Source organism: Clostridium sp. AM34-11AC (assembly GCF_003435375.1).
GTDB classification, from domain to species: domain Bacteria; phylum Bacillota; class Clostridia; order Lachnospirales; family Lachnospiraceae; genus Pilosibacter; species Pilosibacter fragilis.
In genome coordinates, this window is the sequence record NZ_QWGL01000006.1 from 1289 (window position 1) to 20042 (window position 18754).

An 18754-nucleotide genomic window follows, 5' to 3' on the forward strand; every position below is an offset into this window, starting at 1 on the left:
GCCACAAGTGTTACAAAAAAGCTTGACCACAACACAGATTTTCTGCGGCAGTTCCTTAACAATCGTAATAACGCCTGTTACCATGGCGTTCATTACCTCTTTGGCTTTCGTAAGCATATTGTTACCCCACGTAGCCACTCTGGTTACTGCGCTTACTATACTGTTCCAGATTTTAGCAGGCGTTTCTTTCACAATCGTTACAATGTTCGTAAGCATTGTGTTCATTACTTCTTTGGCTTTGGTCTGCATATTTGCGCCCCACGTAGCCACTCTGGTTACTGCGCTTACTATACTGTTCCAGATTTTCTGCGGCAGCTCCTTAACAATATCTATAACTTTCGTTACAAAACCTGTTATAACTGTGCCGCCTTTTTCCTGCATATTTGCGCCCCACTCTGCTATTTTCTCAACGCCCGCAGCGATTGCCTGCGGTATCAGAGTAGGTAGCTCTTTTATTTTATTTATGATTGTCGTTACCAGCTTGCCTGCCGCCGTCAAAATCTTAGGCAGCCCCGTAATCAGTCCTGTTACAATGGCTGCTATAATCTGCGGTATGGCTGCGATTAAAAGCGGTATTGCATCTATGATGCCGTCAATCAATGCAACTATAATATCGCCCGCACTTTCAATAATAAGCGGTATGCCCTCAACCAGTGCATTTATGATAGCCGTTATGATTTCCGGCAGTGCCTCAATCAGTACAGGCAGCGCTGCTACCAGCCCCTGTGCCAGCCCCGTAAGCAGCTGTAATGCTGCTGTAATCAGCAACGGTATATTTTCTATCAGCATGGTTACAATGTTCGTAACCACCGTTACGATTGTTGGCAGCAATGTAGGTAATGCTTGTGCGATACCTTGCGCCAATTCCGTAATAATCTGTACGCCTGCCTCTAAAAGCTGCGGTAATATAGTAAGCAGCGTATCTATGATTGTCGGTATAATCTGCCCGATTATGCTTATCATTTCCGGCAGCATTCCAACCAGCGTATTAAGCAAGTCCTGTACGCCGCTCATTAAAGGCGGTAATAACTCCTGTATAACCTGTGGTATATACGTTGCAAGCTGCTCTACGATTTCTCCCAGTCCGCTTACCAGCCTCGGCACTGTTTCTATTACCCTCGGTGCTATATTCCCTACCACTGTTACAATACTGTCTACCAGATTGCTTGTAAGCTGTGAGAAATTCGCCTCGCTGTCTGCCATTCCAGCTACCCAGTTGTCCCACGCTGAACTCATAGAACTAACCGAACCCTCTATTGTTGTACTTGCCTCTTTTGCCGTTGTCCCTGTTATGCCCATTTCCGTCTGTACGACGTGAATAGCGTCTACAACGTCTGAATATGATGAAATATCATACTTAATGCCGGATAGCTTGCTTGCATCATCAAGCAGTCGCTGCATTTCCTCTTTTGTACCGCCATATCCCAGTTTTAAGTTATCCAGCATGGTATAATTCTGCTTTGCAAAACCGTTATAGGCGTTCTGTATAAGCGATATATCAGTACCCATTTTATTTGCATTGTCTGACATATCCGTAATTGCCACGTTTGCCTTTTCTGCTGCCGCTGCCGTGTCATTATTCATACTGGCAAGCAGCGACGCTGAAAAGCTGGTAACTGTTTCCATGTACTCATTTGCAGACATTCCGGCTGTTTTATATGCGTCGTTTGCATAACCAACAACCGTATCAGACGACGTTTTGAAAAGAGTTTCTACACCGCCTACAAGCTGTTCCTGTGCTGCGTATCCCTCTATCGCTTTTGTGGTAAGCGCTCCTATGGCTGTTGCCGCTCCCGCAACTGCTGCCGCCGTCGCCGCTGCTGCTGCTTTAAGCGCTGTACCCATTCCGCTTAGCACGCTTGTAAATCCAGAAAATTTCCCCTTTGCGTCGTCTGCCTGTTCCCCGCTGTCTTTTATTTCCTTTCCCATTTCGTCAGCGGCTTTTTCTGCTTTTTCCATTTCGTCAGTCGTTTTGCCTAATTCCTGCTCTGTCTTTACAAGCGCTGCTTTCTGGTAATTTAACTGGGTTTCAAGTTTTTTACTTTCTTCGCTATTGTCTCCTGTTGCTTTGCGACATTTTTCTAAGGCCGCCTCGGTTTCTTTTACCTTTTTTGCCTGCTCGTCGTATGTTTTCTGTAGTACCGCCTGCTTTGCTTTCAGCGCATCTACGCTGCTTGCATTGTCCTTATATTCAGCCGTTACAAGTTTCATTTCAGAATTAAGCACTTTAAGGGTGCTGTTAATTTCCTTGCAGGCTGCTTTATACTCTGCCTCTCCGTCAAAACTTAACCTTGTTTTGACGTTCTGCGTCTTATCTGCCATAATCAAAAGCCCCCTAACGCTATGTCTATATCGTCCATGTTTTCTGTAGCTGCTGGTGTTCCCGCCTGTTCCTGTCGGAAAATGTGCGGGTTATATTCCTTGTGATATTTAAACAGTGTCGTTATCTGGTATGGTGTTTTTCTCCACGCCTCACGTTCCCTGTATCTCAAAAGCACTACTGCAATATACAAAAGCCGTGCAGTATCTAATTTTCCTGCACGGCTGTCCTGTTTCCCTCTTCTGTTGTTTCTTCTCCGTCGTTTTCGTTCTCTGTGTCGCTGTTGTCTCCCGCAGTTCCTCTGTAGAACGATTTAAAAATAGCGTTCTGTACTTCCTGCAAATTTCCTGCGTGTATCAGTCTGCCTACCCTCTTCTCTTCAAGCAGCTGGGCGTTTTCGTCCTCTGCTAAAAGTGCCTCGTTAATAAGCAGCGTAAGTAACCACCTTGTATCTTTAAAAAGGTTTGGGTTATCTTTATTGAATACCTCACTTAATTTGTCGTAGCCCCCAAACTTTTCCTGCACTTCGTCTAATGCGTTCAGCGAAAAAAGTAAACCATATTCTTTGCCGTTCAGCTCTACGGGAAAAGCCCCGCTCTTTAATGCTCCCATGATATAAAATTAAGGCGCAGCCCATGCTACGCCTCTCTCCTTTCCTGTTTTATACACTTTCCATTGCTGCTGCCTTTTCCGGCACTGCTGTAAACCACGTTTTAGCCGCTGCGCTTTCCTCTGTTCCCACAAAGTCTGCTTTCCACAAGTTATCTTTCTTTCTTGTTGTAAAAGATGCCTCAATGTCCGGCGTGTTAAACTTGATACTCTCGCCCTTTGTTTCGTACTTTTCAGACGGTACTTTAAATTTTGCTTTAAGCAGCCATACGTAACGGTATTTACCACCCGTTTTCTTAGCTCTGAACCCTACAGCAACATACGGCGGCTCGTCCTCTTTTCCCGCCCATACTACGCTGTTCTTATCTACTGCCTGCCCCAGCAGCTCTGCCAGCACTTCCGGCGTAAGGTCTTTAATTCCCAGCTTAAGCGTTCCGCTTGCAAACTCCGTGACGCTCTCGCTTAATGTGTCGTCTGCATACAAGCTGCCGTCTGCTGTCTTTACGGATAAATCAGCGCTCATTGCCTCTGCCATTTTCTTAGGTGTCCCGTAGCTCTCTGCTCCGTCTGCCTCTGTGCATACGGCGTAATATAAATCTTTCAGTCCCAGTGTCATTGTTTAATCACTCCTCTTTCAAAATCTCGACTGTGATAGGCACTAACCAGTACCCCGTTTCTGTTTCGTAGCTTTCTGCGTCTATGCTGTTGATATAAACGCCTGCTTCTTTCAATACCTCTTTTGTCTTATCAAGCTGCGCCTCAAAATCGCCCTTATGGAAAAGCGTAACTCTATACATTTCCCTGCGCTCTTTCTCTTCGTCGTCTGCATTTACCGCAGGCGTACCCAGCAGCCGCAGAAACGTATAATATGCGTCTGGCTTATCCCGTCCAGTGTAAACGCCTCTCTGGGCTGGCAACCCTGCGCTTTCTAAAATCTCCTGTATACTCATTCGCCTGTTTCACTCTCCCATATACTGCGCTGTGCCTCTACCACCTTTTCGTGCGCCTTTTCGTTTGCCACTGTCATATAAGGGCGTGCAGCGTGGCTACTTGTGCCGTACTCTGCCACAAAGCCGATTGTTGCATAGCGCACCTTGCTTTTATCTCCTTTTCTGTCGTTTCCATGCTTTGCCCGTCCCTGTGGGTATATCTCTACGTATTTCTCCGTATCGTCGCCCTTTACGTCCGTAGCTTTTATGGAATTGATAAAACCGCCCGTTTCATTCAGTCCCATTGCCTGTGCCTCTGCTCTCTGTGCCTCTATCAGCACATCAGCACCAGCTTTAAGCATTTTGGGGACTGCCTCAACTGTAGCCGCCTCTCTCCGGCTGAAAGCGTCTATAATATCTTCCAGCCCGACTGTGTTAAACTCTCCCATGCTTACACCTCGTTTCTGTGGCGTAAATCTGTAAGCGTAAGCTCTATGGTGTCTGTTCCTGTATCGTAGGTCTTAAGTACAAAATAGCGCCGCCCGTTTACTTCTACTACGTCCTCGCCGCCATAATCTGCCTTGTGTACCTCGTACTTTGCCTCTACCAATTTTCCTGTCTGCTGGCTCTTAAAATATTCACTGTACCCTACTGATTTTTTGTTACAGAATACAGTGCGGGTGCTTTCTTCCGGCTTTACTGCAAAGCCGTTTTTATTTACCCTGTTTTCTGCTGTTGTTTCTGCAATAAGTGTTAATTCGTCCAGCCACTCCACCGCTTTACACCCCACTTTCTGTGCTGTTGGTGTCCGTTTCGGACACTTGCGGCGCTGTGTTGTATTCTGCTGATAAAGATAAGCGCATTTTAAGTGCGTCGTATAACTTTCTAAATTGTTCCGCAGCATTGTTAAAACCAAACTCTGCCTTGCAATACAGTGTAATTGCTCTGATAATCAACCCGTCTGTCTCTTTTATCACTTTTACGCCGTCGTTTTTCATATCAGCTTTGCAGGCGGCTATACAGTCGTTTATTTCCTCTGTGATTTTCTCACTGGTGCTGCTGATACGCAGCGCCGCCCGCATTTTCTCGGTTAATGTTGTGGTATCTGCTGCCATAGCCTGCACCCTCTTTCTTACTCTTCTATTACTGCTGCTACGCCTGCCTCTTCCAGAACTGCTGCACGTTCTCTGCTTACTGCGTATTCGTCCCCAGTATCCTTAATCTGGTTTAATTCCTTGTCAAGGAAACGGCGCTGTGCTTTTACTTTTACAAGCTCTGTGGCTGCCTCTTCCTCTTCGGCTTTAGCTGCTGCCTCTGCTGCCGCCTCTTCCGCTGCTCTTTTATCCTCTTCTGTAAGCTCGCTTTCGTCCGGTATGTCTACCTCAACCGCTGCGCAGCGTGTAGCAATTTCTTTCTTTGTTCCCTCTGCATCTACACCCAGCTGCTTTGCCAGTTCCTGTAAATCTTCTTTCTTGTAGCTTTCCAGTTCTTTAGCGTCTAAATACCCTTTCATGGTCTACCTCGCTTTCTGGCAGCCAGTGTTTATACACCAGCTGCCTTGTTAATTACACTGCCTCGATTTTCTTTACAACTACAAGGCTGTTTTTGTCTACTACCTTGCCGTCTACAAGCATAATGCCCTTTGTAATCTGGTCGTCTGTGTCGTTGTCCTCATACTTCTTTACGCCCATAGAGTAGTTTGTATTAAGCACGTAGTCCTTGAAATTGAAAAGGAATGCAAAAATTGTATCTTTCGCAAGTGCTGCGCTGTAGCTTGCTACGTAATCGCAGAGTACAACTGTTCTGCCTAAAAGCGTTCTCTCCGGCTTTCCAGATGTTCCATAGTTCACTTTTGCGATAGGCTGCCCGTTCTTATCTGTCATGCCTACATACTCCATAAAGGTCTTTTTACTCATGCACCACACAGCGCCATTTTCATAAGCCATAGGTAAAGCACCCTCTGCCTTAATCAAATCACTGTAAGACGGTGCGGCGCTCTCGATTGTCTGCCCGTCGGCTGGTGTCTCTGCTAAAATTCCTTTCGGTTTTCCTGTTCCGTTTCCGTCAATGATTGCCTGCTCTAACGCTTTTGTCATTGCCTCAACAATATTGTTAATAAGCAGTGTTTCAAAAGCGCTGATTGCCATTGTATCTACTTCCAGAGATACGGCTACTGCACAGCGCAACTTATGGTATGCAAAAGTAATCATTCCGTCTTTTGCAATATTCTTTTTCTGCTTGTCGCTGCCTGCTCCCTCATTTACCCATGTTGCAGTAGGCTTTACAGTAGATACGGGGATAGAAACGCCGCCCTTGTATGCAGTTCTGGTTACAAGGGCTAAAATCATACCTGTGCTTTCCAGCTTTTCTACAATCTGGTTAAGCACTGTGGTAGGGATAACTGCGCCTACGTCTGTGCTTTTGCTTACCGCATCTGCTCTGTACTCTTTCGGCAGCGCCTCGCCTCTGCATACATATTTCATAAATGCTTTGCGGTATTCCATGCTGCCGTATTTGTCGTCGTTATCGCCCTCGCCAGCTGCTCCCTTGAAATTTCTAAGCACTCTCTGCTGTCCGCTGCCGTCTCCCTCTCCGTCGCCTACGCTTTCGCCTGCTGCAATTCTCGCAAGCAGTGCGCTACGCTTTTCTGCTGCTGCCTTAATTGCCGCTCTCTCTTCCTGTAAAGCTGTTACCTCATTCTCCAGCGCTGTAATTTCTTCCTCTTTCAGCTCCGCTGCTCTTGTGGTAAGCTCGTTTTTAATTGCTGCTAATCTTTCCTCAATTTCTTTTAATCTCATTGTTATGTTTCCTTTCTGGTCTTGGATTTTATAAGCTCGCTCTAATCTTTAGTATTGCTGCCCGCCTCTTAAGCAACTCCTGCCGCTCCTGCTCGTAACTCCTACTCGCAAAAGCACGGGCGCTTATTTCAGTATCGCCGTTTGCTGGAATGCTCACGGCTGATACATCATAAACTTTCTTGATTTTCAAAATCGTCCTTGTATGTGTTTCTCTGTCGTAGCTTTCCTCTGCTACGCTAAAAGCCCATGACATTTTATTTATCATGCCCGCCTCTATGTCTTGGTATAGCCCACGGGCTAAATCTGTCTTGCCTAAATCAGCTGCCACCTTAAGCCCTTTATAGTCCGGCTGTAAAATCAGTGTCTTATTTGACTGTCTTGCAAATACCCTGCCCTCATGGTCGTACTGCATGATAACGTCGCTCATGTCTGCACCGTCTAAAGCGTGTGCGTCTATTCTTTCGTAAATCTTTGTGCCGTCCTCAAATTCATACAGCAAATACGGCGTATCAAACGTAGTGGCGTAACCCTCTACGTAATACTCCGTCTGTATCAATTTCGTTGCACTCTGCGCTGTCAATGGCGCTGCCAGCGCCCTATATTCCCGCTCTTTCTTAATCGGCATTATTTACACCCTCTTTCTCTCCCAGCCCGCCTGCTGGTTCGCCTGCTGCCGCTGGCGGTGTCTGCTGCGGCTCTGCCTGCTGCCCTGTTGCTATGGGCGCTTGCTGTATAATTATCTGTGGCTTTCCATTACTGTTTTGCAGTTCGCTTACCTCGGTATACTCTTTGCGGATATAATACTTTTCCCCGTCCTCAACGTGTGCCATGTTCCATATATCCATAACGCCGTTTCTGTTCAATAGCGCACGGTCAAAAAGCTGTGTGCTTACACTTAACTTTGTGGCGTTGCTGGCATATTGCAGGCGGTTTGCAGAAAAGAAAATAGCATTACCGCAAGCTCTTTCTCTCTCGGTAAAACTCATATTTGTCATAACAAGCGATAGCTGTATTGCAAACGGTTCTATTTTCCCCTCGTAGTAAGCATTCCACGTATTTTCATCAAATTTATTTTGTAAAATATCCATGTTTGTACCAAAATGCGTGCATACATTTTCCTGTATATTCTGCATCTGCAATGCGTTTGGCGTGTATGGTTTGCTCTCTACCTGTTTCAGCTCACTAAACTTGTTATCATAAATTATCATGCCGCTATCGTTGTCGGCGCTTAAGTTATCCTCGGTAAAACGCTGTCGCTCTTTCTTTATATCCTCTGGTTTCAACATATTTGCCACTTTTGCCAGAAAGCGGATATTTGCAGAATTTTTGACAGCGTTTATAATTCCCTCGTTTTGCGTATGTATCAGCTGCATTGTTGGCTTAAGTGTTCTGTTGTCCTCTCCGAAAAGGTCGTCTGTGTATTCAAAGTCTGTCATAATGCCTACACGTTCAAACTCTATAGCTCCATGCTCGCCATTTGCAAACAGATACCGTAAATACACCTGCCCTGCTGCCTCTACGACTTCGCAGCGTTGCGCTCTCAATGGATACCAGCCACAAAGCCGCCCGTACTCGTCCTCGATAGGTATAATAAAAGCGGTGTGTTCCACCGCTACATACGTTGCCAGACGCTTAATAAATTTTGTTGTGTCCATAAAATAGTTTGGCTTATGTTGTAGTGTCTTTTCCAGTGACTTAAGGGCGCTGCCCTCAATCTCCGGCTTAAGTTTACTGCAATGTGTCGCAAAGCTGTTTACTGCCGTTCTGGTTAAATCCATTTCATATACGCCGCCGTTATAACTGGTAAACGTCGGGCTGTATCCGTTCAGCATTTTAAAATAGCTGTCGATATATCGCAGCTCTTTACCATGAAAAAGATAATCTAAAAATTTCATGCCGTTTACTCTCCTTTCTATGCGGCATTTTTAAGCAGCTCGCCGCACTCTTCCCAGTATTTCTGCCGCACGGTCATTGCATCTATGACAGATACAAAGCCGTCGATATGCGCCCGCTGCTCGATTTTTATAGGTCTGAATTTTCTTGTTTCCATGTTGTGCTTAAGCGCAACATTTAAGAAATGTGTCTTTAGTAAATTGTTGTCGGCTATCTTAAAATCGCCGTCTTTTATGATGCCCTCAAACTCCCTTATAACTGGTGTAAGGTTTTCGCCTTGGTAAACGTCGTCCATGTGGAAACCATAATTTGCCATATCAGTAATAAGGTACTGGGCGCTGTATCTGTCGTAGCCGATTTTTAAAGGTCGTATGCCGTAATCTTCCAGTAACATAGTAAACCAGTCGTAAACGTCGTGGTAGTCTACGTAATTCTCGCCGCTTAAGGTTATCAACCCCTTTTTAACAAATATGTCATACGGCACGCCGTCCGTAGCCTGTAAGTATTCCAGCCTGCCCCGTGGCATAAAGAACTGCGTAAACGCATACAGTGTGCCGTCTTTCTGAATAACCACACTGGCTGCCGTTAAGTCCGTTGTCTGGCTTAAGTCGATACCGCCCACTGCGTAGCAGTCCCTAAAGTCCTCTAAGGTCTTTTCTACTCCGGCGTTCTCTACTGTCTGATATTCCAGCCATGCAATAGAGCTGTTCTGCTTGATATTGCAATACTTTGTAAGGAACTCTGCTTTTTTACTTAAGCTGCCCTCTGCTACGGCTATCTCGTCCATAAAGAAACTTTCCTTTACGGATACGCCCATGTTAGGGTTAGCCTTTTTCAGTTCGTCTATGTCGTTCCACTTCTCCACATCATCAATCATGTAAAGGAATGGTAATAGCCTGCGCTCTTTGCTGTTTCCTTTCAAGAAACTTGTGCTACGTTTCATTAGTTCATCATAAATACTGTCGTTGATATATCCGGCAGTGCTTATGCTCAATATCATAGGTTGAGTACGTGCGCCTAAAGCGGATTTCATAACCTCATACTGCTTTAGTCCAGCGTCCCCGCTCCATGCTGCCATTTCATCACATACCACAAGCTGCGGGTTAAATCCGTCTGACTTCTTGGCATTAAAAGCAATCGGTTTTATTACCGTGTTGCTCTCCGCAATATAAATATCGCTGCGCCGTTTCTTTGCCAGCTCCGCTAACTCGTCCTCTGCCTGTACCATTTGATAAAATCCGTCATACACCAGCGCCGCTTGGTCTAATTTCGGCGCTAAGCAGTATATTTCTTGTCCATACTCCGGCTCTAAGTACGCCATATATGCAATAATCGCAGATGCAAATAAACTTTTTCCGTTTTTTCTGCCAATTACAATAAAAATTTCACGGAAAATACGTATTTTTTCTGCGTCCTGTATGCCAAAAATAACAGAAACTATGGCTTTCTGCCATAGCTCCAACTTGATTAAATCATTACGTCCCTTGCTGTGGTGGCAAAAGTTCTCTATGAACCGTATAGCCTTATTCGCAGCCTTTGCATTAAAAAAATACTCCTGCTTTTGCAGCCCGTTTATAATGATTTCGTATATTTTCTTTATCCATTTTCCCGCTATGATTTCGCCGCTTGTAATCTTTGCGTGGTACTCATAGATATAATTTCGATAAGGCGGCAATATTGCTTACTCTTCCCGCAAAGCCGCCAGCCTGCTTGTCTTTCGTTTCGCAGCTGGTACTAATTCCGTAAGCTGCTTAATCACTGCTGCATAGTTCTTACTAAGTGCTATGTAGGTTTCTGCCTCTGGGCTTTTCTTTGTTCCCCACTGGTTCTGCCCGTTCTGGTACTCACTCGTCCAGCCGTCTTTTTCAAGTTTCGCCTGCAAGTCGTCCAGCTCAATGCTCATAAATGCAGCCTTTTCTATCAGCGGCGTTACTAATTTTCTTTTGTTTTCGTCTAAGTCCTTGAAAATTCCCTTAAGTCTGGTCTTTTCGGTCTTTATCCTCTGTTCTTTGGTTTTCTCTTTCTTTGTTGCCATTCCTTTACCCCGCTTTCCATTCCTGCGCCGCACCACACCCCCTACACCACCCGTGCGCACGCCCGTAGGGTAATTTTAGGGTATCCCCCTCGGTATTCGCCCCCTTTAATTATTTTTCTGATATGGGGGGAGTATGCCGCCGTTCTCGTCGAACCGATACCGCTTATGCCTCTCCTGTTTGTGGTGTTCCTTGTTGTGGCAGTCTTGGCACAACGCCTCTAAGTTATCCCAGCACAACGTAACGCTTATGTCGTTTATGTTCTCTCTGTTAATCCAGCGCTTATGATGCACTATCTTTGCAGGCTGCCCGCAGCGTTCACAAATATAATCTTGTGACATTAAATAAGCGGCTCTGGTTTTTTCCCATGCCGCTGATAAATAAAAACTCTTAGCCCATGCTTTCATACTGTCCCCTCTCTTTCTTCATTCCCCAGCGCCCTAAGTTTCATGCGCTGGGTGGAGGCTAAAGAATGAATAGAAAAAGAGTAGGCAACTGCTGCCGCACATGGCTTAAGCTATCGCCTACTCATTTCATGCTACCATTGTATCTCTTTTGTTTTCCCATGTAAACACCACGTTTTTACCATTACTTTACCACGCCAGCTGTGCGCTCTTCATCAATCCCCCACAACAATACTGACAGCTCGTTTATGATACCTGTTACCCAGCGCCTCGGTGTGTTCTTTCCTGTGTCCAGTTCCTCTGCAATTTCCGCATAGTCCATGCCCTGCATGAAATACATTTCAAACGCCTTGTACTCTACGCCTCTGCCTGCTGCCTCTCTGCGGCGCTCTATCTCTTCTACCGCCTTGTCTATATGTGCTGTCATTATCAATGTCTTAAAGCGTGTGCGTCTGATACTCTCTAAGTATGTACGCTGCTGCTCGTCCGTCATGCCTTTAAGTTCTAACTGCTGCCCGTCGCTTATTGCGTTCTCGATATGAAAAGCCATATCACGGTAACATTTCATAAGCGTAAAAGTGTTGTGGTATTTCTCTTTCTTCCTCTCCTGCTTTTCCTGTCGTTTCAGTTCCGTTATTGCAGCCTTTGCCTGTTTCTGCATCAGCTCTGTTAATTCGCTTTCATGCAGTTGTACCCAGCTTTCAGCCTCTGGCGGCATTTCTACCCCTGCCGCCGCTGTTGTCTTTGTTTCTTCCTGCTCCATGTTCTGTACCTCGCTTTCTGTTAATTAAACGGCAGCTCTTCGTCTGCTCCCTCTGGGATATTCATAAACCCGTCACTCTCCGGCAGCTGCTGCCCTCTCGCCTCTGCCTCTGCTTTGCTCTCTCCAAATCCTACGCTATTTGCCACAACCTCTGTGTAATATACCTTGCTGCCCGTGCGCTGGCTCTCGTAGCTGCCTGTTTTAATCTTACCAGTAACCTCTGCCTTGCTGCCTTTGCTTAACCATTTCTGCGCCCATTCCGCAGTACGTCCGAAACACTTAATATTTATAAAATCTGTGTCTTTCCCGTCGTCTACCGCAAGCGTAAAGCGGGTAATAGCTGTGCTATTGTCCTGCCCGCCATATCTAAGCTCTGGCTCTCTTGTAAGCCGCCCTGTAAGTGATACGTTATTCATTCTCTCTGCCCCTCTCTTCCAGTTTGTCCAGTTTTGAAAATATAGCCAGCAATTCCAGTGCTATAATTCCCAGTAAAATATTAGTCATTTTCTACCGCCTCGCTTTCTTCTCTCAATCCCGCTGCCATATTGCTAAACGCCGCTGCTACGTTCTCGCATAATGTCGCCAGTGCTGGCTTTATACTCTGCACCCAGCTGTTAATAGCTGCCGTCAATGTTTCTGCTGCTGTTGGCAATGTTTTATTTATCTGTCTTGCCATTTTTCTTGCAAGCCTGCGCTGTTTTCGCTTGTCCAGCTCTAACGGCGGGTTTACTCCGTGCTTTTTCTTGTAGTTCTTTTTCCACTGTCTGTATTTCATTCCTTGCGCCCCTTTCTCCACATTTTATACGGCAGCAGCCATACTGGCGCTGTTATTATCAACGCCAGTTTTGCTACACATATCAGCATATATACCGCTATGTCTACTGCTGCCTGTCCAAATTCTTCCACTGCATTTACTATGCCGTCCATATACTCAAACATTTACTACCCCGTTTTCCTGCTTAATCTCAATATTTCTGCCGCCTCGCTGCTTTATAATTGCCTCTACGTGCAAGTATGCAGGCAGCATAACCACGCTGCCTGTTCGTAACTGATATTCTACGCTTTTCCGCATCTTCTCGTATTGCTCTGCCTTGCAAAATGCCGTACAACCCAGAATAATTGTAAATACCTGTGCTTTCTTCTTTTTCCGCTGCCGTCTATTCATGCTCTACCCCGCTTTCTGTGTCCGTTTCGGACACCTTACCCGTATAGTCTGTTACTCTGATACCCAGAATACAGTAGCCCTCTGTAAGCCCTGTATAATCTTCCAGCATATAAATAATATCTGCATCAATCGTGCGCCCTGTATGCTTACCGTCCTTAAATTCCAGCATTTTAAGGCTGTCGCCCTGTTTATAGCCTCTGTCATTCTTCCGCAGCTCAAAGCCTTTTTTCCCGCTTACTACGTCCTCGTAATCAGATGCCACTATTTTTATCTCATGCTGCTTATGCTCTGTGTTTCCCTCGCTTGGCAGATGCTCCATTTTTTCTGCGTCTGCCCGCTCCTGCAATTTCTTCTTTGTCTGGCGGTCTATAGCGTCCTGCTCTTCGCTGTACCGCTGTTCGTCCGTCTTTTCAGCCTCTGCCTTGTTTATGTACTGGTCGCATTTCTGGCACGTTCCCGTTTTTACGTTGCAGCCCTTGTATTTCTGGCAGGAATAGCACAAAGACGTTATGCTTTCTGGGTGCGGTGTTTCGTAATCGTCCCCTGCCTTTTTCTCTGCTACCTTTTCCGCTATTTCCTTTGCCCTCACATTTTCGCCCGCTGCTGCTTTTTCCGCTATTTCTTTCTGCTCGTCCTCGTCCAGCTTTGCTGCCTCGTATGCAGCAGTGATACCTAAATTGCCCTCTTTCAGCTGCTCTTTAATCTCCGGCGTTGCGTTGTTGTTGATTGCGTCCATTCTGGCTACGTTTGTGCTGCTTTCGTTTATCATAGCCGCCACTAAATCACGCATTTTGCCTTGTATCTCTAAGCCGTCCTCTTCCTTGGCTCTGATAAGTGCAGCTTTGGTGCGCTCTACTAATCTGGTTTTTTCATAGGCTGTAAGTTCCTGCGTATATCCGTTGCCAGCCAATAAGCGCAGCTCATACATTGCCTCGCTCATATCCATAAAGCGGTAAAGCACTTTCTCATACTCCTTATGCCCCCGCTCTAAGTTCAAAATATTTGCCGCATTACGTCTGTGTCCGTCGATTATACGGTATTCCCCGTTTACTCTCGCCAATACTGTAGGCTGTTCCTGTCCTACGTGTAAAAAGCTGTCTGCCAGCTCTTCTATGTTCTCTAATTTCTGGTGCGTATTCTCCTGCGCTGCCTTTACCTCATAAGGGCTTAAATAAATCTCTTTGTATCCGTCCGTCTGTGCCTGCTGCCCTGCTGCTTTCGTCTTTGCGTTCAGAATGTCGTTAATACCAAACTTTGCCATATTCTCTACCTCGCTTTCTCGATCCTTTGTTTTTTCTTACACTGTCCCATTACTCCGTTGCACATTTCGCACGTTCTCCAATGCTCACAAGCGTCGCTTTGCGGGCATTTCTTCCCTGCAAATTTGCTACCCCAGTTCCAGCACTCCGTACCGCCAGTCCTGCGGCAATACCAGTAAACGCATAATCTCTCTTTATGTGCCACGCTTGCTACCTCGCTTTCCCTGTATACGCTGTTACAAATTTCTTGTACCCCTGCGCCGCTCCGCAGCATGGGCTATACTCATAAATCGGCTTACGCATGAAAGTATTTTCTGCTACTTTCTTGGAATACCGAATAATACCCAGAATATTAAAATCTGTCTTTTGTTCCAGCCACTCTACGCCTGCTGCCTCGCCGTCCGTGTTCTGGTATGACGTAATCAGCACGCCTGCCAGCTTTAATGCTGGGTTAAATGCCTTTGCGTCCTCTATCTGTTCTGTCACAATGTCCAGCCCCTCTAAAGCGTCCTCGTCCACCTTTACGGGTACTATTACCTCGTCCGTGATTGCCAGCGCATTTACAACATTAAGCCCAATATCCGGCGGGTTATCAATGATGCAGTAATCATACGCCCGCTCTGTTTCTATGTAGTCAAATTTTGCATACCCGAACCCCAGCACTTTCGCTGTTACCAGCGCTTTGTATCTCTCTATCTGGTTTTCGCTGTCCTCTTTGGTTAAATTCCATGTAGCCCCAAATAGTGACATATTCGCCGTTACAATGTCGATACCCTCATACTCTGTATGCTGTATCAGCTCGTCTGCGTTTTCCCAATTCCCAGCCAGTAGCCTTGTGGCTGGTGCTACGTTCTCTGCATCATATCTGCTGTACGCCTTGCTTAAGTTTCCCTGCTTATCGTTGTCAATCAGCAGCACCTTATAACCTCGCCTGTAAAGCTCATACGCCATGTTTGCCGCTGTAAAGGTCTTGGCTACGCCGCCCTTTAAGTTCAAAATGCTTATTGTTTTCATTCTTTGCCTCTCTTTCCTGCGTCGCCCCTAACGCATGGTTACTGTTTCCTGTTCTTTTGTAAGCTCGTCTGAATGTAATAAATACTGCTCTATCAGCTGCGCTGCTGGCTGCCAGCCGTAGCAGACGGCGGTATAATAGCCCTGCTGCCGCAGATACTCTAACCACTCTTTCTGTTTCTTGGTCGTCGTGTTCTCGCCTGCCTTAAGCTCTATGTAAAGCCCATGATACCCAGCCCTTGCAGCTGGTAGCATAATGTCTGGCACGCCAGCCTTTACGCCCTGCCTCTTAAGCACCGCTGCTGTTGCTTTATCACGTTTGCCGCCGTTTGGCACATGATACATATATTGCAGTTCCGGCATAATCTCTGTTCTGTATGCAGCCCAGCTAAATAATGCCTCTTGATGCCCGCTTTCGTCGTCCAGTCTAAAGTTTCTCATTTTCTCGCCTCGCTTTCTGCTTAAATTCTACATACTGGCAAATTCTAAAAAGTAGCCCGTCCTTATGCGGCTTACTGTTCTCTATCGCCAAAAGCGTTATTGTTTCCTCGCTTTGTAGTCCTGCATTTCCCAGTACGTCCCATCGGCATATATCGTAGTATCTGCACCGCAGGCAGCAGCGCTTACAGTCCTTGCCTTTCTGGAATAACCAGTATTTAATTTTTTCTATCATGTTTTCTGCCCTTTCTGCTGCCGCTGTCTTTCCAGCTCTCCTGTTGCTCAAAAATAGCCGCCGCAATTCTAAACGCCAGATATGCCGCCACAATCAACACCAGCAGTCCGGCTATTATCAGCTCTGCTGCAATGGCAATGCCCTTGATTATCTGCATTTCAGCCCCCCCTATCTGTTATTTTTACTAAGGTGTATCTTAAATACCCGTAGCCGTAATACTCTGGGCTGTGTACTCCCATGCTCACGCTGTTCTTATCCACGTAATAGCCCTTTATTGCCTTTGGCTCTTTCTTGAAATACTCACGGTCTGAAATTATGTGGTACTCTGGTTCTGGTCTTACTAAATTCTTGCTGCAATTCCAGCGCTTGCCCTGTAATGCTCCGTCAGTACCCTTTTTGTGCGTTCCTGTGTACTTGATTAAATAACTTGCCAGCTCTGCATAGTTGCCGCTATCGTCCAGTGGGAATACCTTAACCCTGTTATGCCCCTCGTATGCCTTATACCAGCAGCGTTGTAAAATCTCTGTATCAATTTTATTTACTACAAGGTGGTGATGCCTCGCACCTTTCTTGCCTATCTCCATAACGTGTATGTATTTGAACTCTAACCCTGCTTTTCTGTACTCCTTTCTGCACTCCCTCAAAAATACGTCTATGTCCTGCCGCATCTGCTCCGGCGTTCTGTCCGGCTCTCCTTTCCTGCGGATATAGTCAAGCACTAAATGGTAGTCCCCATAGCCATAGTTTGCATTTATGAGTATCCTTAACTTTCTCTCTGCCTGTCTGGTGTTTACTTTCTCCTGCTCTTCTTTTGTTGGCTTTACCTTATCCCCTCTGCTGATACCTTTCTTTTTGTATCTGCTGGTAAAGTACCTCTCTATCTCTATCGTATTTCCTGCTTTTGTTACCCTCTCTACGTATGGCATATATCTACCTCTCTGTCGGTTCGTTAATACTTTTATCAAGTGTTAAAACGGGCTGCCTGCCCGTTAAATTTCTTGACTTTGCGCCATACATAGCTTATAATTTTTATAGTATTTCAAAGCTGTATAGCTTAGCGCCTATGGTGTTTCCCCACCGTAGGCGCTTTTATTTTTTCATGTTTCCTGCCGCTCTCTTATGCGGCTTAAGGCATACTCATAAGCCCGTCTGTATGGCTCTCTGCAATCGTAGCCCGTGCAGCTGTATAATTTGCTGCCCTTGCAAAATTCGCAGCTATGCAGCTTTGCGTAATCGCTCGCCGCCCTCTCCTGTCGCTTTTCCTCATATTCCAGATGCCGTTTAATCTGGTTTGCATCTATAACCGCAATTCCCAGCATATTTGCTGTATGTATTTCTCTGTCCATTCCCTCTGTTATGCCGTATTTCACACCAGCAATAACAAAATCGCAGCCTTTCAGCAGCGCAAGCCCCGCAGCCATGCCCCTTGCCCGCTCTTCCGGCTTTTTATCGTCCATGCACTGCGTCATATATAAATGCGGCGTAATGGGTGCTAAGCCCGCCTCTAACGCCTGCCGTGTCAGCTGCTGCGCATAATCTATGTTTCTGTCCAGCTCTGCGCCGTCTTTCGCCCTGTATGGGCTGCATATATAAACTTTTCTCATGCCTTTTTACCCGCTTTCTGTTGTGCCTCTGCCCGTGCCTGTTCATTTCCTGCCAGATATGCTGCTAAGCACATCAGCTCGTCTGCTCCCTTTTGGTCTATAAAATTACAATCAACGCAGCATTTACAGTACCCCGTAATCTGTAAATATCTGTCGTATACTTCCTGTGGTGTCTGGCACTGCTTTAAGCTGTCCACCATGCCTGCAAGCTGCTGTATTGCCTTTATGCCTGCCTCGCCGCCCTTTCCGTGTATCCCTACTGTAATCTGCCGCATTTTTGTTGCGCCGTCTGCTCCTAAAATTGTTTTACTCTTCATTCTGTGCCTCGCTTTCTTCCTTAAACACAGCCAAAAGCATAGTCATTGCATCTATCGCTGTATCAAAATGTTTCCCCAGCTCTGCTGCGTCAATAAGCCCCTGCTTTATGTTTCTTCCGTTCCCTTTCATTACTTGCGCTTGCAAAATAGGTTTTAACTGGCTAAGCCCAGCTATGCTGTTCTCTAACTCTTCCTCGCTCACGCAGATTTTTACATAACCCTTGCCGATATGTTCAACGCTCATTTTCTGCCTCTTCCTTTCTTCTAATCAGCCGTACCGATACCTCATAAGCTGTGCGCTGTTCTCTTTCTCCTGTGGCTGCGTCAAGCACCTTTTCATACTGGCGGCTCTGATACCGTCCCAGCAGCTCTACAGTGTCGCCCTGCTGCCACTGCGCCGCCTCGTCTGCCTGTTCCTGCCAGCAGATGCACGGTAAAAAGCAGCTGCCGCCTGTAAGCTCATTTCTTACCTTTACCGTAATATCAGTAATGCGCTTGCCTCTCGGTGTTTCTCTGTATGTTGGCTTATTCGCTATAGCGCCTCTTACTGCTGCCTCGTCCTGCTCTACTGCCTTTTCCGATACCGCCACAAAATCTGCCAGAATATATACCAGCAGTCTACCGCTCTGGAAGTCCTTAAGCGTCTGCACCTTACCTGTCAGTAAAAGCCTGCTGCCCTCTACAAATTCCTGCATAACGTCAAATTCTATGCCGTTGCAAGCCCTGTATGGTACGTCCTCTGCAAATACTACCGTTACCTCGTCCGGCACGCCGCTTGGTCTTACCGTTTCCAACTTTGCCATATAACCACAAAACGGCAGCCCGCATAGCTGCTTGATTTCCTTAATCTGTGTAAGCGTTCCTACCAGTCCCGCTGCATTTCCCTTGATACCGCCACCTGTAAGCTCGTCCATGATTGCAGTATCTAAATCTCGTAAAAAATCTGGCTTTTTCTTTGTCATACTTCCTGCCCTTT

27 protein-coding genes are annotated in these 18754 nt (G+C 46.1%); all 27 read right to left on the reverse strand.

What is annotated here, in order from left to right; genetic code table 11:
• Nucleotides 1–2322: PblA (locus DW826_RS05625; RefSeq protein ID WP_117552319.1), on the reverse strand; the 2322-nt coding region annotated here is incomplete at its 3' end.
• A gap of 205 nt (nucleotides 2323–2527) precedes the next feature.
• On the reverse strand, nucleotides 2528–2932 hold the full coding sequence (locus DW826_RS05635; protein ID WP_117552275.1) for a hypothetical protein: 405 nt from the start codon (nucleotides 2930–2932) through the stop codon (nucleotides 2528–2530).
• A gap of 49 nt (nucleotides 2933–2981) precedes the next feature.
• The gene (locus DW826_RS05640; RefSeq protein ID WP_002591275.1) at nucleotides 2982–3545 is read right to left on the reverse strand and encodes a major tail protein; all 564 of its coding nucleotides are present in this window, start codon (nucleotides 3543–3545) and stop codon (nucleotides 2982–2984) included.
• Nucleotides 3546–3552: 7 nt separating this feature from the next.
• The gene (locus DW826_RS05645) at nucleotides 3553–3879 is read right to left on the reverse strand and encodes a hypothetical protein (RefSeq protein WP_117552276.1); all 327 of its coding nucleotides are present in this window, start codon (nucleotides 3877–3879) and stop codon (nucleotides 3553–3555) included.
• Nucleotides 3876–4307: a hypothetical protein gene (locus DW826_RS05650; protein ID WP_002591273.1), complete on the reverse strand. Its 432-nt coding sequence runs from the start codon at nucleotides 4305–4307 to the stop codon at nucleotides 3876–3878. The genes DW826_RS05645 and DW826_RS05650 overlap by 4 nt, the downstream gene beginning before the upstream one ends.
• Nucleotides 4308–4309: 2 nt before the next feature.
• Nucleotides 4310–4648 carry a hypothetical protein gene (locus DW826_RS05655; RefSeq protein WP_227129905.1) on the reverse strand — a complete coding sequence of 113 codons (339 nt, stop codon included), beginning with the start codon at nucleotides 4646–4648 and terminating at the stop codon, nucleotides 4310–4312.
• Nucleotides 4638–4973 (reverse strand): DNA-packaging protein, encoded by a 336-nt coding sequence (locus DW826_RS05660; RefSeq protein WP_117552278.1) that lies wholly within the window; start codon nucleotides 4971–4973, stop codon nucleotides 4638–4640. The genes DW826_RS05655 and DW826_RS05660 overlap by 11 nt, the downstream gene beginning before the upstream one ends.
• 17 nt (nucleotides 4974–4990) lie before the next feature.
• Nucleotides 4991–5371, reverse strand: coding sequence for a hypothetical protein (locus DW826_RS05665; RefSeq protein ID WP_021904695.1), 381 nt, complete (start codon nucleotides 5369–5371; stop codon nucleotides 4991–4993).
• A 52-nt stretch (nucleotides 5372–5423) separates the two neighbouring features.
• Complete coding sequence (locus DW826_RS05670) at nucleotides 5424–6656, reverse strand: phage major capsid protein (RefSeq protein ID WP_009297817.1); 1233 nt, start codon at nucleotides 6654–6656, stop codon at nucleotides 5424–5426.
• Nucleotides 6657–6684: 28 nt separating this feature from the next.
• Complete coding sequence (locus DW826_RS05675; RefSeq protein ID WP_009297816.1) at nucleotides 6685–7281, reverse strand: HK97 family phage prohead protease; 597 nt, start codon at nucleotides 7279–7281, stop codon at nucleotides 6685–6687.
• Nucleotides 7271–8551, reverse strand: a complete 1281-nt coding sequence (locus DW826_RS05680) for a phage portal protein (protein WP_009297815.1) — start codon at nucleotides 8549–8551, stop codon at nucleotides 7271–7273. The genes DW826_RS05675 and DW826_RS05680 overlap by 11 nt, the downstream gene beginning before the upstream one ends.
• A gap of 17 nt (nucleotides 8552–8568) precedes the next feature.
• On the reverse strand, nucleotides 8569–10224 hold the full coding sequence (locus tag DW826_RS05685; protein WP_009297814.1) for a terminase large subunit: 1656 nt from the start codon (nucleotides 10222–10224) through the stop codon (nucleotides 8569–8571).
• 6 nt (nucleotides 10225–10230) lie between these two features.
• Nucleotides 10231–10584: a hypothetical protein gene (locus DW826_RS05690; RefSeq protein WP_174805388.1), complete on the reverse strand. Its 354-nt coding sequence runs from the start codon at nucleotides 10582–10584 to the stop codon at nucleotides 10231–10233.
• Nucleotides 10585–10689: 105 nt separating this feature from the next.
• Nucleotides 10690–10989, reverse strand: coding sequence for an HNH endonuclease signature motif containing protein (locus tag DW826_RS05695; protein ID WP_117552279.1), 300 nt, complete (start codon nucleotides 10987–10989; stop codon nucleotides 10690–10692).
• A 181-nt stretch (nucleotides 10990–11170) separates the two neighbouring features.
• Entirely contained in the window at nucleotides 11171–11749 is a 579-nt protein-coding gene (locus DW826_RS05700; RefSeq protein ID WP_117552280.1) for a hypothetical protein, read from the reverse strand.
• A gap of 20 nt (nucleotides 11750–11769) precedes the next feature.
• A complete protein-coding gene (locus tag DW826_RS05705; protein WP_117552281.1) occupies nucleotides 11770–12165 on the reverse strand; it encodes a single-stranded DNA-binding protein in 396 nt (131 codons plus the stop codon).
• A gap of 80 nt (nucleotides 12166–12245) precedes the next feature.
• Complete coding sequence (locus tag DW826_RS05710) at nucleotides 12246–12524, reverse strand: hypothetical protein (protein WP_002591259.1); 279 nt, start codon at nucleotides 12522–12524, stop codon at nucleotides 12246–12248.
• Complete coding sequence (locus DW826_RS18205) at nucleotides 12521–12688, reverse strand: hypothetical protein (RefSeq protein WP_002591258.1); 168 nt, start codon at nucleotides 12686–12688, stop codon at nucleotides 12521–12523. Before DW826_RS18205 ends, DW826_RS05710 begins: the two co-directional genes overlap by 4 nt.
• Nucleotides 12689–12906: 218 nt before the next feature.
• Nucleotides 12907–14175 carry a DUF3850 domain-containing protein gene (locus DW826_RS05720; RefSeq protein WP_117552282.1) on the reverse strand — a complete coding sequence of 423 codons (1269 nt, stop codon included), beginning with the start codon at nucleotides 14173–14175 and terminating at the stop codon, nucleotides 12907–12909.
• Between the two features lie 208 nt (nucleotides 14176–14383).
• Entirely contained in the window at nucleotides 14384–15187 is an 804-nt protein-coding gene (locus tag DW826_RS05725; protein WP_117552283.1) for a ParA family protein, read from the reverse strand.
• 27 nt (nucleotides 15188–15214) lie between these two features.
• Nucleotides 15215–15625, reverse strand: a complete 411-nt coding sequence (locus DW826_RS05730; protein ID WP_003023388.1) for a VRR-NUC domain-containing protein — start codon at nucleotides 15623–15625, stop codon at nucleotides 15215–15217.
• Nucleotides 15626–15840: 215 nt separating this feature from the next.
• Nucleotides 15841–16014 (reverse strand): N-acetylmuramoyl-L-alanine amidase, encoded by a 174-nt coding sequence (locus DW826_RS05740; protein ID WP_117552284.1) that lies wholly within the window; start codon nucleotides 16012–16014, stop codon nucleotides 15841–15843.
• A 1-nt stretch (nucleotide 16015) separates the two neighbouring features.
• Nucleotides 16016–16783, reverse strand: a complete 768-nt coding sequence (locus DW826_RS05745; protein WP_022279754.1) for a hypothetical protein — start codon at nucleotides 16781–16783, stop codon at nucleotides 16016–16018.
• A gap of 171 nt (nucleotides 16784–16954) precedes the next feature.
• Nucleotides 16955–17461 (reverse strand): hypothetical protein, encoded by a 507-nt coding sequence (locus DW826_RS05750; RefSeq protein ID WP_117552285.1) that lies wholly within the window; start codon nucleotides 17459–17461, stop codon nucleotides 16955–16957.
• Nucleotides 17458–17778, reverse strand: a complete 321-nt coding sequence (locus DW826_RS05755; protein ID WP_002591249.1) for a hypothetical protein — start codon at nucleotides 17776–17778, stop codon at nucleotides 17458–17460. Before DW826_RS05755 ends, DW826_RS05750 begins: the two co-directional genes overlap by 4 nt.
• Nucleotides 17768–18022, reverse strand: a complete 255-nt coding sequence (locus DW826_RS05760; protein WP_117552286.1) for a toxin PIN — start codon at nucleotides 18020–18022, stop codon at nucleotides 17768–17770. The genes DW826_RS05755 and DW826_RS05760 overlap by 11 nt, the downstream gene beginning before the upstream one ends.
• Complete coding sequence (locus DW826_RS05765; RefSeq protein WP_117552287.1) at nucleotides 18012–18740, reverse strand: single-stranded DNA-binding protein; 729 nt, start codon at nucleotides 18738–18740, stop codon at nucleotides 18012–18014. The genes DW826_RS05760 and DW826_RS05765 overlap by 11 nt, the downstream gene beginning before the upstream one ends.
• Nucleotides 18741–18754 lie beyond the last annotated feature (14 nt).